Annotated in this window: 14 protein-coding genes; 3 read left to right on the forward strand and 11 right to left on the reverse strand. The window is 29.8% G+C overall.

From position 1 onward, the window contains the following. Window positions 1–75: 75 nt before the first annotated feature. The 7 genes from ACZ49Z_RS17470 to ACZ49Z_RS17500 all read right to left on the reverse strand — a co-directional run bounded on the left by ACZ49Z_RS17470 (window position 76) and on the right by ACZ49Z_RS17500 (window position 9616). Entirely contained in the window at window positions 76–450 is a 375-nt protein-coding gene (locus ACZ49Z_RS17470; protein ID WP_464305587.1) for a GIY-YIG nuclease family protein, read from the reverse strand. 169 nt (window positions 451–619) lie between these two features. Further along, window positions 620–2770: a UvrD-helicase domain-containing protein gene (locus tag ACZ49Z_RS17475; protein WP_464305588.1), complete on the reverse strand. Its 2151-nt coding sequence runs from the start codon at window positions 2768–2770 to the stop codon at window positions 620–622. Between the two features lie 6 nt (window positions 2771–2776). Beyond that, window positions 2777–3415, reverse strand: coding sequence for a ribonuclease H1 domain-containing protein (locus tag ACZ49Z_RS17480; protein ID WP_464305589.1), 639 nt, complete (start codon window positions 3413–3415; stop codon window positions 2777–2779). A 22-nt stretch (window positions 3416–3437) separates the two neighbouring features. Further along, window positions 3438–4697 (reverse strand): restriction endonuclease subunit S, encoded by a 1260-nt coding sequence (locus ACZ49Z_RS17485; protein ID WP_464305590.1) that lies wholly within the window; start codon window positions 4695–4697, stop codon window positions 3438–3440. Continuing rightward, window positions 4698–4952, reverse strand: coding sequence for a hypothetical protein (locus ACZ49Z_RS17490; RefSeq protein WP_464305591.1), 255 nt, complete (start codon window positions 4950–4952; stop codon window positions 4698–4700). It abuts the gene before it with no gap. A 50-nt stretch (window positions 4953–5002) separates the two neighbouring features. Continuing rightward, window positions 5003–8011 (reverse strand): KAP family P-loop NTPase fold protein, encoded by a 3009-nt coding sequence (locus ACZ49Z_RS17495; RefSeq protein WP_464305592.1) that lies wholly within the window; start codon window positions 8009–8011, stop codon window positions 5003–5005. Beyond that, window positions 8012–9616: a type I restriction-modification system subunit M gene (locus tag ACZ49Z_RS17500; RefSeq protein WP_464305593.1), complete on the reverse strand. Its 1605-nt coding sequence runs from the start codon at window positions 9614–9616 to the stop codon at window positions 8012–8014. It lies immediately after the preceding gene. An 891-nt stretch (window positions 9617–10507) separates the two neighbouring features. Between ACZ49Z_RS17500 and ACZ49Z_RS17505 the strand changes: the two genes are divergently transcribed. The 3 genes from ACZ49Z_RS17505 (at window position 10508) to ACZ49Z_RS17515 (ending at window position 14045) form a co-directional block, all read left to right on the forward strand. Then, the gene (locus tag ACZ49Z_RS17505) at window positions 10508–10966 is read left to right on the forward strand and encodes a hypothetical protein (RefSeq protein ID WP_464305594.1); all 459 of its coding nucleotides are present in this window, start codon (window positions 10508–10510) and stop codon (window positions 10964–10966) included. 171 nt (window positions 10967–11137) lie between these two features. Continuing rightward, a complete protein-coding gene (locus ACZ49Z_RS17510; RefSeq protein ID WP_464305595.1) occupies window positions 11138–13405 on the forward strand; it encodes an alpha/beta hydrolase family protein in 2268 nt (755 codons plus the stop codon). 187 nt (window positions 13406–13592) lie between these two features. After that, the gene (locus ACZ49Z_RS17515; RefSeq protein WP_464305596.1) at window positions 13593–14045 is read left to right on the forward strand and encodes a hypothetical protein; all 453 of its coding nucleotides are present in this window, start codon (window positions 13593–13595) and stop codon (window positions 14043–14045) included. A 45-nt stretch (window positions 14046–14090) separates the two neighbouring features. On the opposite strand, the gene ACZ49Z_RS17520 is transcribed toward ACZ49Z_RS17515, so the two are convergent. The 4 genes from ACZ49Z_RS17520 to ACZ49Z_RS17535 all read right to left on the reverse strand — a co-directional run bounded on the left by ACZ49Z_RS17520 (window position 14091) and on the right by ACZ49Z_RS17535 (window position 17468). Continuing rightward, window positions 14091–14270 (reverse strand): hypothetical protein, encoded by a 180-nt coding sequence (locus ACZ49Z_RS17520; protein ID WP_464305597.1) that lies wholly within the window; start codon window positions 14268–14270, stop codon window positions 14091–14093. 129 nt (window positions 14271–14399) lie between these two features. Further along, a complete protein-coding gene (locus ACZ49Z_RS17525; protein ID WP_464305598.1) occupies window positions 14400–15470 on the reverse strand; it encodes a hypothetical protein in 1071 nt (356 codons plus the stop codon). Then, the gene (locus ACZ49Z_RS17530) at window positions 15470–16441 is read right to left on the reverse strand and encodes an SPFH domain-containing protein (RefSeq protein ID WP_464305599.1); all 972 of its coding nucleotides are present in this window, start codon (window positions 16439–16441) and stop codon (window positions 15470–15472) included. Before ACZ49Z_RS17530 ends, ACZ49Z_RS17525 begins: the two co-directional genes overlap by 1 nt. A 34-nt stretch (window positions 16442–16475) precedes the next feature. Further along, window positions 16476–17468 carry a hypothetical protein gene (locus ACZ49Z_RS17535; protein WP_464305600.1) on the reverse strand — a complete coding sequence of 331 codons (993 nt, stop codon included), beginning with the start codon at window positions 17466–17468 and terminating at the stop codon, window positions 16476–16478. Window position 17469 lies beyond the last annotated feature (1 nt).

Consider the following 17469-nt stretch of genomic DNA (forward strand, 5'->3'; position numbering starts at 1 on the left):
GCAACGCAGTAAAGCGAAGCAATCATATTTTTATTCCTTTGTCATTCAAACGCAGGAGAAATTTGACTATAGTTACTATTTATGTGATTCCTCTTTTGTTGGAATGACATTTTTTGTTGTAAAAGGATCATTTAAAAATTCAAAATTCTCGTTAAATGAACGAATTAAATTCATTTTCTTTTCTCTTCTCCAACCTTTAATTTCTTTTTCACGTGCAATAGCTTGATGTACCCAATTGAATTTTTCATAATAAACTAAAAATTCAACATTATATCTTGAAGCAAATGTTTTAATTCCTTTACTAATATTTTCTTTATGCTCTTTTAATCTTTCTGATAAATCATTAGTCATACCCACATAAAAAGTAGTACGATATTTATTTGTAATGATATAAACATAATATGACTGATAGCTTTCTGTATGTTCAAACATAATATTGTTAACTCTCATTTGTTTACCTTTTTGTCATTCCAATGCTTTCTTTGTCATGCTAACGTTAGGAAGCATCGCATTATCCTAATCCTAACTTTATATTATTCTTTCTTTTTTATCATTCCAACTCAAAAAGAATCCCCTCTTCTTTGTCATGCTGACGTTAGGAAGCATCTCATTACTTAAATTAATTTTTCTTTAGATAACCGCATTTAGGACAAGCAACCCACTCTTCTTTCATAGGTGCATGACATTTTGTGCATTCATTTTGTCTGTGGATAATCTTATCTAATTTTTGACTGCGCATACTATATTCTTGTGGTATTTCATTTAAGAAACTAGATTCGTTCCCTTTTTCACTGATTAAATATAATTTGTCTTTAGCTCTAGTAATCGCTACATAAAATAAGCGCCTTTCTTCTTCTAACAACAAATTATAATCGGCTGTTTTGATAATCTGAAACAATCTGTCTTCAAGCCAAACATCAGGAAAACCTCCTTTCCCTTCCGTTAAACCTACAATAAATACTACTTTAGCTTCTAAACCCTTAGATGCATGAATGGTTTTCCCATTAACAAAGAATTTATGCTGTTTGAATTCTTCTCGATAACTAGAGAACATTTTATTTCTTCGATATAGAAACAAAATATCATCTTTTGCATACCCTTCTTCTAGCAATTCTTGCACTTTTTCAACACAAAAACGAATGTTTTCTTGCTCATCATTACCTTTCTGGATAATAATTTTTTGCTGTGTATCTTTAGTAGCTGCAATTTCTTTATCTATCTTATATTTATTGTACTTAATCACTTCATTACTCGCTTCTACAATCATTCGTTCACTGCGGTAATTTTGATTTAGTTTAATCAACTGTGCATTTGAAAAATACTTTTCAAAATTAATAATGTATTCCACATTGGAGCCTCTAAAACCATAAATACTTTGCCAATCGTCACCCACACAGAACAATTGGTTTTCGGGTTTTATAATTAAGCGAATTAGTTCTACTTGTAAATTATTTACATCTTGAAATTCATCGACTAAAATATATTGAAATCGATCTTGATAACGTTGTCTTACATCTTCATGGTTGGTAAACAAAGAAGCTGTTTTAGAAATGAGATCATTAAAATCGAGATAAGATTTGTTTGTGCAATAGTCAATATATGCTTCAATAATGGGGAGTGCTAATTCATAAAATACTCGGATGCGTTCGTGCTTGTCATTTGTTGCTCTTTTAACTATTTCTTCAATTGCTATGTTTTCCACCTTAATCATGTCGCAAATACGCATAATTTGGTACACAAAATCTCGTACTTCTTCATAATAACCGTTAAATTCCTCTAAATATGATAATTGTTTGGTTTGATATAAATTTAAAGGGAGTCGGCTTTTTACAATTTGATCTAGAGCATGATTGAAAACAGCAGAATCTTGAGCATAACTTTCAAACGTTTTTGCATATAAAATTTTCCCCTTTACAAACTGTTTTTCCTTGTCATCCATGGAATAACTTTTATCGCTAATGTGTTCTAAATATAAATTTGCATCTGGAATGTAAAAATCAGGTCTAAAATTAAAATCTTTTACATTGAGCAACGGTTCATATTCAAAAGCGATACTATGCCGATACAACCAATCGGCTATATACTGTTCCGATTTTGATTTAACTTTTGTTCCATTTAAGGAAGTATAAAATTTACCATCTCTTACTTTGGGAGATTCATACTCTTTAGAAATATGAATTTTATCAACAAGGTAGTCTAAAATATATCGTTTTACTTTTATTAAAAAATCGTTATTTGCGCACGTATCTATAAACAAATGATGAAATACTTCAAAAACAGTTTCATCGGCAATACGATTAGATAATTCTTCTAGATCACTGGCTTTTTCGTCTCCAATAATTTTAAATTTATTGTCAAACTCTTTCACACCATCATTGCGCAGTACACTGTAACAAAAACTATGAAAAGTACGCACCGTTAAGCCTTCTACCCATTTAAATTTTCGTTTCCAAATTCTGCGTTCTTCGTCTTTTTGTTTTTTAGTTAACCTTTTATTGAAAATAATACGTTCATACACACCTGTTGTATCGGCAGAGATAATAAGTCGATCGACCATTTCGTTGGTGGCATTTTTAGTAAATGTAATTGCCAAAATATTGGAAGGATGCACTTTTTTTTCCTCGACCAAATAGATTATTTTTTGCAACAAGGTTTTGGTTTTGCCAGAACCTGCACCTGCCAAAACTAATAATCGTTTCGTTTCGCTAATTACTGCTTCACGCTGTTTTTCATTTAAGCCTTCTAAAATAGTATTGTTGCTTTCTAACATATTCTATTATTTTCTACCAAAATCGGCAGGATTTTCACCCCAAGCTTTGGTTTCCCATTTTAATAATTCGTTTTCATAGCTGTTATTTTCTAACCATTTTTCTGCTCTTGCTAGCATTTCAAATAATTTCTTATTTTTTTCACTGGGTGGATGATTGGTTCTTGCTTTTTTATCGCGAATCCAACCTAATGCAATTTTACTATCTGAATAAATAGGCATTTTCCACTCTTTCTGTTTGCATAAGGCCAAAGCATGCACAATAGCTAAAAACTCGACCATATTAATAGTCCCATCTTCTAAAGGCCCCACGTGAAACAACACTTCATTGGTTTTTAAATATACCCCTTGATACTCTACTATACCGGTATTATTATTCCATGCACCATCTACAGCAATACTATCTTCAATGGGTGAGCCTTTCAAAAGTAATTCTTCTTCAGATAATTTACTAACTATTTTTTTATCTTTTCCTATATATTCATAACTGGAATCGTTAAAGGCTTTTTCTGCCATTGCTTTAGTTTCAAAAGATTTAAAAATAGCACCTTCAAACCCATTGGTTTGTGCTTTACAATCGTCCCAAGAAGTAAAAACACCCGTTTCACGTCCTTTCCAGACTACATAAAATTTAGGTTTCTTTGCCATAAAAATTCGTATTTCATAATTTTTAATTCGTAATTGATTCTTCTCTAAACTCCTTCAACCGCACCTCACCACTAATTAACTTAGGTAATAAAGTATCACGCAATTGGGTTAGGGTTTGGTTTTCTTTTATGTTTTCTTCTAATTTATTAAATATTGCATCTAGTTCATTAAATAATTCTTTTACATCTTCAATATTTGGATTCAATAATTGCAAATTTTTAATAATTATTTGACTTATGTTTTGTTGTGCCGAACCAACAGCTTGATTTAAAATATTTTCCTTTTCGTTTTTTAAGAAAAGAAAAACATAAAAGTAAGGTAAATTAGTTTGTTTAATTGCGCAAATTGCTTGGTTACATGAAGCTATTTCTGAGTTTATGGCTATTTCACCTACTGTGGCACCATACATAGCAATTAAAACACTCTTTGAGGCAAATCTTTTTGCAGAAGATTTTGATAAAGCAATCTCTGTAATCTTTTCTTCTGTATCAATAATAAATGTGTTATCAAGTTCTTTTGATTTTATCCATTGAATTGTACCGTTTTCATAATACTCCATTTTCGTTCTACTTGGTGTTCCTCCAGATGTTGTTTCATATAAATCGCCTAATCTCTTCACTTCCCAACCCTTAGGAATCCTTCCTAATTCACTATCTATAAATTTCCCGTCTTGAAACGGACCAAAATCTACAAACCAGTGTTTATATAACGCCATAGCCATTTCTTCTAAGGTTTTATTAATGGCTAGGTTGTTTTCGATTTTGTCGTCTATGGTGGAAAGGATGGAGGCGATGGATTTTTGTTCTTCTAATTGAGGAAGTGCTATTTCTAAATTCCCAATATCAGTTAAGTTTATATTTGGTTGTGCCGATTGACCTCCACTTGCATTTACATAATTCACTAACAATGGGTTTCTTAAAGCAAAAGCCACAAACCGAGGAATAGCTTTAGCTTGATTTACTCTAATAATACCATTAGCTTGATTAGTATTTGCTGGTAAGTGATTTTTACATACAATACCCGTTTTACCTAAATATGCACCAGCCATTGAAAAAAGAATGTCATTTTCTTTTAATTGAGAACGCTTTAATTTTTCATGAGCTTCACTCGAAACTTTTACAAATGAAGACTCATCAAGTCTTCCATCGTAATTTGTACTTTCTGATTTAATAAAATTAATACCATCATCAGTAAATCCAAAACCGTAAGTAGAAGGTGTTGTTCCTTTTGTTATTAGCTCAGTTAATTCTGAGAGCTTATATGATTTCCAGTTGTTTGGCATTTAATTGCAACAGTTATGAGGTTCAATAGCAGGTAAATTTAATTTTTCGGCTATGTAAGTATGACATAAATCTAATGTAGAAAAAGGTCCAATCCAAACACCGTTTTCTCCTCTGTTTATGACTTGATGCATTCCTGTACCATAATTACAAAATCCGCAGCTTCCTATGTGAATTTTATTTTCTTTACCTGCTTGCCAATTATGGTAGAAGTAGTAAATATTTTCTTGTTCTTGTATGTTTAGGTTTACTTGCATCGTTTATATATTTTCTAGTTGTTTGGAATTTTTTAGCTTCGTATTTTATATTATTGTTTCTTTCTTGGTTCTATTGATATCACTTTTAGGTAATAATTATTATTCTTTTGTGGAATTAAATTTTTACCGTTATCAATGCTATTTGCAACAAAAGCTGTTTTTTCCCATTCTGTTAATGGTAAAATTGAATGATATAATTCTTGAGTAAAAAATAATACTGGATTATTACTTAAATTTTCTTTTAGATATACGAACATATAATAAACTATATTGTTCGAAAAATTATGCTCATGTATTCTTATACCATATTTTCTTTCAAGATCTTTCTGACTATGAAGACCTTCTATAAAATTTAAGCTATTTGTTTCAAGAACAAGTTGTATCAGCCCTTGATTTTCATCTTTACCTATTTTAAATTGTTTTAAATATTCAATTTTTGCTAACATCAAAGTTGATTTTTCAAATTTAAACATACAAGTATACTTAAATTCAGAGATTTGAAGAAGTTTATATAAGGCTAAAAATTCCTTGATTTCAGAATTATTTGAATCTTTATGAGATTTAACAAATTGAATGAAACTTATTTTTGAATTAAAAAATTCATTTATCACATCTGCAATTTTAAATGATGATGATGACCATGAATCTAAATCTGTTATTTGAGCGCACAGCAGTTCTAAATTACTAGTACTCCAAAATTCAATTATTCTTTTTGTTACTTCATTTTCAATTCCAGACTTAATTGTATGATAAACATGATATAAAGAATAATCATTTGGATTACTTATTAAACTTGCAGAATCCTCTAGATATTCTTGGAATAATTTTAAGATTAATTCATTTAATTCAAGAGGTTTAAAACGCCAAAGATTAACTTCAAATTTACTACCTAATGCACCATTTCTTAAATGTCCTAAAAGAAGAACTCTTGTTTCGATGTTAAAAGTTTTATTTTGAAAAATATTTTCTAAAGACCACTGTTTTAAATCTATATTTAAACCTTCTTCTTCATCATTTAATTTATGTGCAAATACACTAATTTGTAATATAATGTTAGCCTCGTAAATTGAAAAATCCCTTCTTTTTTCAAAAATATATACTAATGCTAAAATTGAATTTTTATACTCCCTTTCATTTTTGGAAGCTGTAAAAAAATTAAATCTCGACAATAATTGTTCTAATTTATTATTTTTATAAAACTCATCTATTATGTTAATAATGCTTTCTAATTCAGAATTTATTAATGTCGTAAATTCATTATTTAAAAGTCTATTTTTAGGTACTTTTTGTTCTAATAATATTCTTAAGTTATTCTCATTTTTAATTGAGCTTACATCATTATTAGTATTTTCAATCCCAAACATAAATGCTAATGTTTTTAGCAATAAATACTTATTTTCACAATCAATAGTTTGATCTTCTAATAAACAATTATTAAAAAATTCTTCGTTATAGAACTCATATTTCATAGGATTAAAAGATTGTTGTTTTGATAAAATTTTAAAAAGTTTATCACTACTAAATGAATTACTATTGTTTTCATTACCGTCTATTTTTTCTTTTAGATTATATTTTCCTTGATCATCTAATTCTATTATATCACCAATTCCTTGCTTTAGAATATAGATGAAATTTGGAAATTTTAATTTAAAATAGGTAAAGTTTAAAAAATCTTTCATGTCAATTTCACCACCAGTACTTGGAAAATCATAAATCACTTGATTAACCAATCTTTTGACATCTCTTATGTTTTTTACATAATCATTAAATAAATTTCCTTGGTTATCAATTGCTTCCATTATTTTATACCCAAAATCTGGAGAACCACCGTTTAATATGGAAGAATTTAACTCTAAAAGAAAACGTTCTTTTAATTTTGATTTATCAATTTCTGGTAAGTAAATTTCTAACTGAAAAAATTTATCAATAAAACTTGAATGAAATATTTTCTTGCTTTTTCTGAGACTTCTTAATACATATTCTTTATCCATTGCTACAACAAATGTTGTGTTTCTAAAGTCAGCAGTATTTCTAATTAACTTAAATACTTGAAGAATTTCATCCTTATTTAGTCTATCTAAATCATCAACAAAAACGATTATTTTTTTATTGACATCCGAGAGCATATCATTGATCAAAGAATATAGTTCGTTTGCTGATGAATTCTTGAAGTCAGTTACATGGCTTTCTATGAGACCAAAAATATTTTTATTTTCGTAAATATCAGTAATTGTTGAAGAATACTCTGTTATTAAATCAGATAATTTTCCACTGTAAGGTTTTAGTTCATTACTTAAACAAGTAAAAAACTCATTTATTATATCATTTTCTTTATGATTTAAGTAGGGAAGAAAATTAAAAGTTATAAATGGAGAATTATTGATACGAATCCTTTCTTCTAATTCTTTTTCAACCATCTTCAATACACTTGACTTTCCATTACCCCATGGTCCTACCAAACCAATAGTAAATGATTTCTTATGATTATCATTATATAAAATATCGGTTAAATTCTTAACCGTTTCCTGATAATCTAATTTATCATCAGTTTTTTTTAAAATTGGACTATCATCTAATAATATGTTATTTGCTGATTCTATTTCTTTATTTTCACCCAAATAATAAAGATATCTAATGAAAATAACAAATAGAGTAAGTATTAAAATAATTATTATAAAATTGACATAAAAAACATTTAAAACCCCAAATTCAAATTTTACTAAATTCCATTTGCTTTCAGGAATCCAATAACTAAAGTAACAAACTAAAAATAAAATAAGAAATATTAAATTAATTTCGTTTGTAGAGTTATTGTATTTATTTTTTAATATTTTATAAGAAAAACCTATAAAACTTAAAGAAAGTATTAAAATAAAGATTGAAATTACTAAAAAATTATTTGGAAAGACTTTAGGTGTAAAATAATTATTAATTAAATTACTAAAAAAATCATTATATATAAAAACAGTTACAATTAATATAAGATTTAATACAATTCTCTTTATACTAAAAGATTTTAAAAAATCTTTTTCTAAAATTTTTACGTATTTTTTTTTCATTTACAACTTCTTAAAATTCTCTACTATTTTTTGTTGCAACGCATTCCCTTTCGCAAACTGCTCTTGCAACGCAGCTTGTAATTGCGCCATTTTTTCTTCAAAAGGAATGCCGTCATCTGCTACTTCTTCGGTACCTACATAGATACCAGGCGTTAATTTGTAGTCTTGGTTGCGTACTTCTTCTATTGAAGCCGCGTAACAGTAACCGTCGATGTTGTTATATTGCCCCTCGACTGCGCTCGGGGTGACATTTCTCCATGCGTGGTAGGTTGCTGCAACTTTGTTAATATCGTCATCGGTAAAAACACGTAGTTTACGGCTTTCCATGGTTCCCATTTTACTGGTATCGATGAATAAAATTTCGCTTTTACGTTCGCGATGTGCTCCATCTTTACCATCGCGGTTCTTGCTTAAAATAAAAATACAAGCAGGAATTCCAGTCGTTAGAAATAATTTATCGGGTAAACGCACAATACAATCAATCATTTGGTTGTTTACCATAAATTCTCTTACATTTTTTTCTCCTTTATTATTAGAAGTCATGGCTCCGTTTGCCATTACCACACTGGCTGTTCCTCTATCACTCAGGTGACTCCAAAAAGTTTGCATCCACATATAGTTGGCATTCCCATCGGTAGCAAATTCTTCTTTGGGACCAAATAAGCGTGGGTCATTTTCAGGTAAATCTTCAGGATGCCATTGGCTTACATTAAACGGTGGATTGACTATAATATAATCGGCTTTTAAATCGGGAAATTGGTCGTTTAATAAAGAATCGCCCAGCTTCACATCAAAGGATAAATCGCGTAAGGCTAAATTCATTTTACACAAACGCAAGGTGCCATCATAGCGCTCTTGTCCGTAAATGGAAATGTTACGCTTGTCACCACCATGGCTTTCTAAAAACTTTAGCGATTGTACAAACATACCACCACTACCACAGGCAGCATCAAAGATTTTACCTTCATAAGGTTCTATCATTTCTACCATTAAACGCACAATACTTCCTGGTGTAAAGAATTGTCCTGCACCCGAACCTTCTGCTAAGGCAAATTTGCCGATGTAATATTCATACACGCGACCTAGCACATCACTTTCAGGATTTTCCTTTTGTGATAACTTAGGATTGGATAATAAATTGATCAAACCTCCTACTTGCCTTGCTGTTAGTTGGCTTTTTACAAAAATACGTGGTAAAATTCCTTTTAAATCGGTTCTATATTGGGCTAATGTGGCATCTAATTTATCAAAAGCGTCATCTACAATAACTTTAATATTGTCTTGTTCTGCATTGGCTTTTAAATAGTCCCAAGTGGCTTCTTTTGGAATGATATAAACGTTTTTTGACAAATATTCATCGGCATCTTCTAAAACATAATTGATTTCGGCAACATCTGTAGTAAAATAAGATGAAGTATTATCGTGAAGTAAAGTGTTTAATTCTTCTTTACGCATTTCATAGCGTTCGCTCATGTGCTTTAAGAAGATTAAGGGTAAAACATAGTCTTTATATTGATTTTCGGCTACAGCACCTCGAAGTTCGTTAGCTGCTTTCCAAAGTTCTTGTTCAAAATTAATATCGGCTTTTACGTTTTTTTTACTCATAAATTTTTAAAAACTAGTTTTTCCCAAACCTACCAAAAATAAACCATTTTGGCAAGGATACTATAGGTATTTCTACCTGTTTTTTGTTGTCTGTTGTCTGTTTTAAGTTAAGGTGCGATAACTCATTACTGATAACCGAAAACAGACAACCTAATAAGCTACTCTGATAGCCTTATTACCTACTCTGATGGTATTTTTTCTACTCTGATAGTCTTGTAACCTACTCTGACGGTATTTTTTCTACTCTGATAGCCTTATTACCTACTCTGATGGTATTTTTTCTACTCTGATAGTCTTGTTACCTACTCTGACAGTATTTTTTCTACTCTGATAGTCTTGTAACCTACTCTGACGGTATTTTTTCTACTCTGATAGCCTTGTAACCCACTCTGACAGCATTTTTTCTACTCTGATAGTCTTGTAACCTACTCTGACAGTATTTTTTCTACTCTGATAGCCTTGTTACCTACTCTGACAGCATTTTTTCTACTCTGATAGCCTTGTAACCTACTCTGACAGCATTTTTTCTACTCTGATGCTACAACAATTATACAACAAAAAAACTAAGTTTCTCCTATGTGGTTGAAATAAAACTTTTACGATTAGTTTTAATCCACATAGTAACATAGAAAAGCGCTTCGCTTTAGATTGATTTTCATAATTATTTGAAACATACATGACTATTGTCTTCTTAACGTAATCTATTAACTATGATTCTATGTGGTTGAAATAAAACTTTTAAAGGTCAAATTTGTTTGGTTTTATAGGTTTGTGGTGTTACTGGTGAGATTCTTTATTTGCATTGGAATGGAAAAACATAAACTTATATCTGTCTTGGTTTGGTGATTGACAATAGTTATATTTGAAGCAACAAACAAATAATAATCCTAAATGAAAAAAATAGTTATAGCAAGTATTTGTTTTTGCTTGTATGTTGCTTGCAACGAAAAAAAAGAAGTTAAAAATTCTGAACAACACGAAATAATTGGTACTTGGCGGCTTCTTACTGGAATGACAATCGAAAACAAAGATACTACGCTAGTAGATTATACGAAAGGTCAAGAATTAATCAAGATTATCTCTCCTACTCATTTTTCGTTTTTGAGACATGATCTCAACAATGGAAAAGATTCAACAGCAACTTTTGTAGCTGGTGGCGGTAGAGCTGAGATTACTGCAAGCAAGTATATCGAATATCTTGATTATTGTAATTATAGAGATTGGGAAGGTGGTAAGTTTGAATTTGAGTATTCCATTATTAATGATACTTTAATGATTAAAGGAATAGAAAAGATTGAGAAACTTGGTGTTAATCACTTGAACATTGAGACCTATATCAAGGAACAATAATTGTTAAATTAATCACAATTCTACGTTAAAAAAAAGAAAGCATGTAACATTTTTAAGCTTGATTGGTCTTATGCATTAGAAACAAGTTTTTTAAAAACAAAAGATATTTTTTTTGAATTACTTGTTCTTTAACATCAATCACAAATAAAAAGAAGCTTAAATTTTACATTTATGAAAACAAAAAATCTAATTATTTTATTACTTATGAGTATCACCACACAAGCCCAGCAATTTGTTGGAGATTGGAAAGGAGCACTAGACGTTCAAGGAATGAAGTTGGAAATTATTTTCCATATTGCACAAAAAGATAATGTATATGCTACTACTATGGATGTGCCAATGCAGGGTGCTTCAGGTATTGCTATTGAAAAAACAGAAATCGCAAACAATACTATTACATTGAGAGCACCACAAATGGGTATTGAGTTTATTGGGGAATTAAAGAACCAACAAATTACGGGTGAGTTCCACCAAGCTGGAATGAATCTTCCGCTAACGTTGAGTGCTTTTGAAAATAAGCTACCTGGTGATACTACTCTACCTTCTACTAAAGAAGAACTTGAGCAATTGAAAGCGTTTGACAAAGGAAATTATAACTATAGTGTTTCAGATTATTTTGCTAGACCAAAAGCATCTGGTTTTCAATTGTCGCCAAACGGTAAGTATATGTCTTACAGAGAAAAAGATGAGAACAACAAAAGACATGTCTATGTGAAAGAACTGGCAACAGGAAAAGTGAAAAGAGCTATTGAAGAGAAAGAAGAATTAGTGAGAGGATATGGTTGGATTAATGATGATCGTTTGTATTTTTCAATGGATAAGGGTGGTGATGAAAACTATCATATTTATGGTGTGAATTTAGACGGTTCTAATTTGAAAGATCTTACTCCTTTTGATGGTGTTAAGGCTAGTATAGACAATATTTTAAAAGAGCAAAAGGATTATATCATTGTTTCGATGAACAAAAACAACAAACAAGTTTTTGAGCCTTATAAATTAAATATTGTTACAGGTGATTTGGTTCAATTGTATAAAAATGAAGATATTGAAAATCCAATTCAAGGGTATGAATTTGACAAAGATGGCAATCTAAGAGGCTATAGCAAATTGGTTAACGGTGTTCAAAATCAATTTTTCTACAAAGACGAAAAATCAGGTACATTTAAATTACATACTACTACTAATTGGGATGATACATTCGGTATAATTAGTTTTAATTATGCGTCGAAAAACAAAGATGAAGCCTATGTGTTGACAAATTTAGACAGTGACAAGATACGAATTGTATTGTATGATTTAGCAAAGAAAAAAGCGATTAAAGAAATTTTTTCAAACGCAACTTTTGATGTAGCTGGGTTATCATTATCTAGAAACAGAAACTATGAGATTGATAGCTATTCATATGAAGGAGAAAAAAGTGAAATTATACCTGTGAGTAAACTGTATAAAGAGATTTATGGTTTAATGAAAAAAGAGTTTGCAGGAAAAGAAGCTTATATTGTTGATAAAGATGATAATGAGAATCAGTTTTTAGTTATTGTTCAGAGTGATAAATTATATGGTACGTATTACCAATATGATGCAAAAACTAAGAAATTTACTTTATTATATGATTTGATGCCACAGTTAAAAGAAGCTGATATGGCAGAAATGAGACCGATTAAATTTACTAGTCGAGACGGAAAGACTATTTATGGCTATATTACTTTGCCAAAAGAAGCATTGCAAGGTAAAAAAGTACCTTTGATTGTAAATCCTCACGGTGGTCCACAAGGAGTTAGGGATTCTTGGGGCTTTAATCCTGAATCGCAATTGTTTGCTAGTAGAGGTTATGCTACATTGCAAGTGAACTTTAGAATATCTGGTGGTTATGGTAAAGAGTTTTTACAAGCAGGTTTCAAACAAATTGGTAGAAAATTAATGGACGACGTGGAAGATGGTGTGGCTTATGCCATTAAGCAAGGCTGGGTAGATAAAGACAAAATAGCGATTTATGGAGCTAGTCATGGTGGTTATGCAACTTTAATGGGCTTGGTAAAAACTCCAGATTTGTATGCTTGTGGTGTGAACTATGTTGGTGTTTCTAATATTTTTACTTTCTTTGATTCTTTCCCAGAATATTGGAAACCGTACAAAGAAATTGTAAAACAAATTTGGTATGACTTAGATAATCCAGAAGAAGCAGCTATTGCTAAAGAAGTTTCTCCAGTATTCCAAATTGGAAAAATTAAGAAGCCGTTATTTGTAATTCAAGGAGCTAATGATCCACGTGTTAATATTGCAGAATCTGACCAAATAGTAACTGGTTTGAGAGCTAAAGGTTTTGATGTGCCTTATATGGTGAAATATGATGAAGGTCATGGTTTTGGTAAAGAAGAAAACTCTATAGATATGTATGAAGCTACGTTAGGCTTTTTTGCAAAGAATCTAAAGAAATAGTGTATTTATTTTAAAAATTCTAAGGCAATTTCAATTATGGAATTGCCTTTTTTTATTTATGAGATTATTAATTTATGTTGTATATTTCAACCTAAATTAGATATCAAGAACTTTTTAAATGAAATTTTAAAAAAAACATTTTTAAAGATCTGATATGCTTTTAAGTAAAACACTAAACCTAATACAAATGAAACTTGCAATTTATGTTTTTTTTCTAGCTATCTTTTCTATTTCTTGTAACCAAGCCAAAGAAAAAGCTAAAGAAACCATTAACAAAACGGGGGAAACGGTTGGAAAGTCTGCCACAGAATTTTTTGACGGTGTTTCTGATGGTGTGGAAAAAACATTAGAATGTGAAATAACATTGAGCCCACAACTAATTGAAAAAGGCTTGCAAATGGGTAAATATAACATTAAAAGTGGCACTAATGATGCTAATGACAATTTATTGGTTTTATATCTTATTTTCAATAAAGACTTCAATCAAACGTTATCTTTAAAAGCTTATGACAAAGACAATGTGGAGATTGGAAGGAGTAAACTGGCTATAAAAGGAAAAATGGGAGAAGCTGAGTATTTTGATTTTCAATTTAACTCGAAAACGGATATAGCATCTAAAAGTAAAATTACTATAGAGTAACAACAAAAAAGCAGCCTAAGCTGCTTTTTTTAATTTTAAAATATATTAGAATGGAGGGCAATATGATCTTACACCAGGAATTGTGCAGCACCAAGTACCTGAACCTGCCATTTGTCCCCAAAATCCATTCATTGCATCGCACGTTTCTTTAGTTTTCCATCCACCATTAATTGTTTTTTGTTCTTCTTTGGTTAAGCTTTTGCCTAATTTCTTTAGATTTTTCATAATTAAAAAATTTTAAAATTGTTTGTATATTATGTACATAAAGTACTGATTGTAGGCTAATATACAATTTTTTTTAAAGAAATTAAAACTTAGAAATTTCATTTTATAATGAATAATGTAGCTATACAATTATCTATTTAAAAACAGAAAAACTGCAATGATGAAAACAACTAATACAATTGCTAGAACTATTTTAGAAGTTGAAACTGGTTTTTTTCCATATATTTTTGCTGTCTGTCCATTAATAATAAAAAAGTACGATTTACCTTTAAACAAATAATTACAGTACCATATTGGTAAAATAATATGTTTATATGTTTCATTAGAGAAAGTAGTTGACACTTGCAAATTTGAGTAGGTATCATCTTTTAAATAATCTATAGCCATTAATTTTACTACTTCTTTTACTTTATCTTTATAAAGAGAATAACATTCTTCCATTTTACTTTGATAGGTTTTTGCATTCCATCCTAGCAAAAAGCACTCATCCATAGGAAATAATTCATCTAAATGGAAGGGGTAAATTTCATCTATTATCTTTTGAGGAATTTCATCATTATCAGTAATTAACACATCATTTGTTAGGTGTGTAAATTCACCTTGTTTGAAAGACCAACTTGTTTTTTTTATTCTGTTTGACTGCTGTTCTCCTTTATCATCTGTATAGTATTCATTCTCATAATAGTACGTTCCCGACTGCCCACTCCATTGGTTAAATGTAGCACAGTCGAACGTCCAAAATGGCAAATATATTCCTTTCAAATTATCAATTAATGACATTTTTTTTAAATCGGAATCATTCCAAAATCCTTTTCCAATCCAATCATTAAAAACACTAATTGCTTTTTCTTTTGATATCGAAAAGGGGATAATACCTTGCGGAGTAACTTTTTTCTCCTGATATGCACTACTATTAATAACATTGTTGCCACAATTCTCACATTCAAAAAAAGATAAAGTTGAAGAAACTGTATTTATTTTTCCACATTTAGAACAATTATAATCAAGTTGATAGCTGTCTTTTTCTTCTTGAAACATTAATGTTTTAAAACTATTTATATCAATTTCCTTTAATACTGTTTTTTCAATATTGATAGGGAATTGAGAATTACAATGCAAACAACTTAGTTTAGATTTATCGGCATCGTAATTAAGTTCTGAATTGCAATAAGGACATGGAAACTCTTTTAATTGGTTCATTACAGCTTACTTAAAATTTCTTTCTTTTTAGCATTAAATTCTTCTTCGGTTAGTACACCATTATTTTTTAATTCACCCAATTGTTTTAATACATCTAAAAGCTCTGTTTTAATTGTAGTATTAGTATTTTGTGCCTGTTGTCCTAGCGTATTATTTAAAATAATTCCAGCGCCCATTGCTCCAATTGTTCCTTCATTTTCAGCCATTTTTTCTAAGGCTACACCACTTTGCATTTGGTTAAATTCATTCAAATTACCTCTTAAAATATTGAGTTCTGTTTTTTTATCAATCATTTTTTCTACTTCTTCAGGAAGTGAAACACTTTCGATATAAAAATAGGTAAGTTCAATGCCGAAAACATCCATTTCAAGCTGTAAAATAGGCTTAATAATAGCGCCTATTTCGGTAAATTTTGAAGCTAATTCAAAAACTGAAATATTAGCTCTTGCAAGCCCTTCTGCTAATTTGCTTGCAATACAGTTTTTTAATGTTTCTTCAATTGTAGCAATCTTTATATAAGGATTAGTACCCGAAAATTGTGTAATTACTTTTTTAATATCCTTAATTTTTATTGCAAAGCTTCCATAAGATTTTAATCGTATTTGTCCTAGCTGACTGTCTTGATGCATAACAGCTCCAGAGGTACCCCATTTAAGATTTGTAAACTGTTTGGTGTTTGCAAAATAAACATCTACTTTGAAAGGACTATCAAAACCATATTTCCAAGATTTCAATGTTGTGGTAATAGGCATATTATTAGTAGTTAAGCTAAATCTTCCCGATTCGTAAACATCACCAAACTCACCTTCATTCATTAATAGAGCCACTTGACTTTCTCTTACTGTAAGTTGTGCCCCATTTTTAATATTATTTCCATTGTCTTGGAATTTCCAAATAACAGTATCGATAGAGTTATCAACCCAGTCGATTACTTCTATAAACTCATTTCTGATAAAATCAAATAGCCCCATAATTTATACTTTTTTAATTGATTATTTGTTCGTTTTAATAGACTTTAAACTCGGTTTCGCCTTGAGGAATGTAAAATAAATGTTTAAGTTCAATAAAACCTTTACCGTGATTACCCGATTTTACATTACAAACCAAAGCATTACCTCCCCTTATCTTAGGATTAGAACCATCTGTGAATAATGCAACAAGTTTACCATCTGCAAAAAAACGCAATTTATAATTATCTATCGGTAAAATCTCTATCTCACTTTTAAACAATATCTCATTAATTTCATCCCAAGCTTCTTTTATCTGTTCTTTTGTTAAATAATTTGTTATAAATTGTGTTTTTAAATTATCAAAAACTAATTTTGCAATATTATCTTTTTCTTTGTTTTGATAAATATCTCGAATTTTATTATATTCTTTAAGTAATTTTAATTCCAATTCTTTTTTGTCCATTTTTTGTAAATACTGCGCATTTTCAAAAGGTATATTTACCTCAAAAGGGACGTCTACATCTATGTCTAAACTTCCTTCATAGTAGGTTTTACCTGTTCCTTCAAATACATAGGTAGAATAATCTTTATTTACTTTTATTTCAATTAACGGAACATTGAATTCTGTATGTGTAGTATCACTTTTTACGTTACTTTTAATGTCAAATAATTCTAACTTTAACATAAGTCTTGTTTCGTCTAATAATGTTTTTTGCTTATCTAAAGGGTAAATTTTATAAGTTACTTTTTGAGTGCCCTTTTTAAAAAAACTTGCATTTATTGGAAATACTGAACTTGTTGACTTTTTAAATTGTTTAAAAACAGGTAAATCATTGATATATAATTCAAAAAAACATTGAGTATTTCCATAACGAAAACCATAATTTGGTTCTTTATCATAATGCTTTACATTTTTTATTAACTCTTCTACAATATTATTCGCTGTTATGCTTGGGTTTTGTGCAATCATAGTTTCTTTTCTTTGGGAACAAGCCACTAGACTTACTCCCAAAAAAAGAAAAATTAAAAAATGTATGAAAATCTTCATT

The sequence above is a fragment of the Flavobacterium sp. KY-23415 genome, assembly GCF_055384985.1.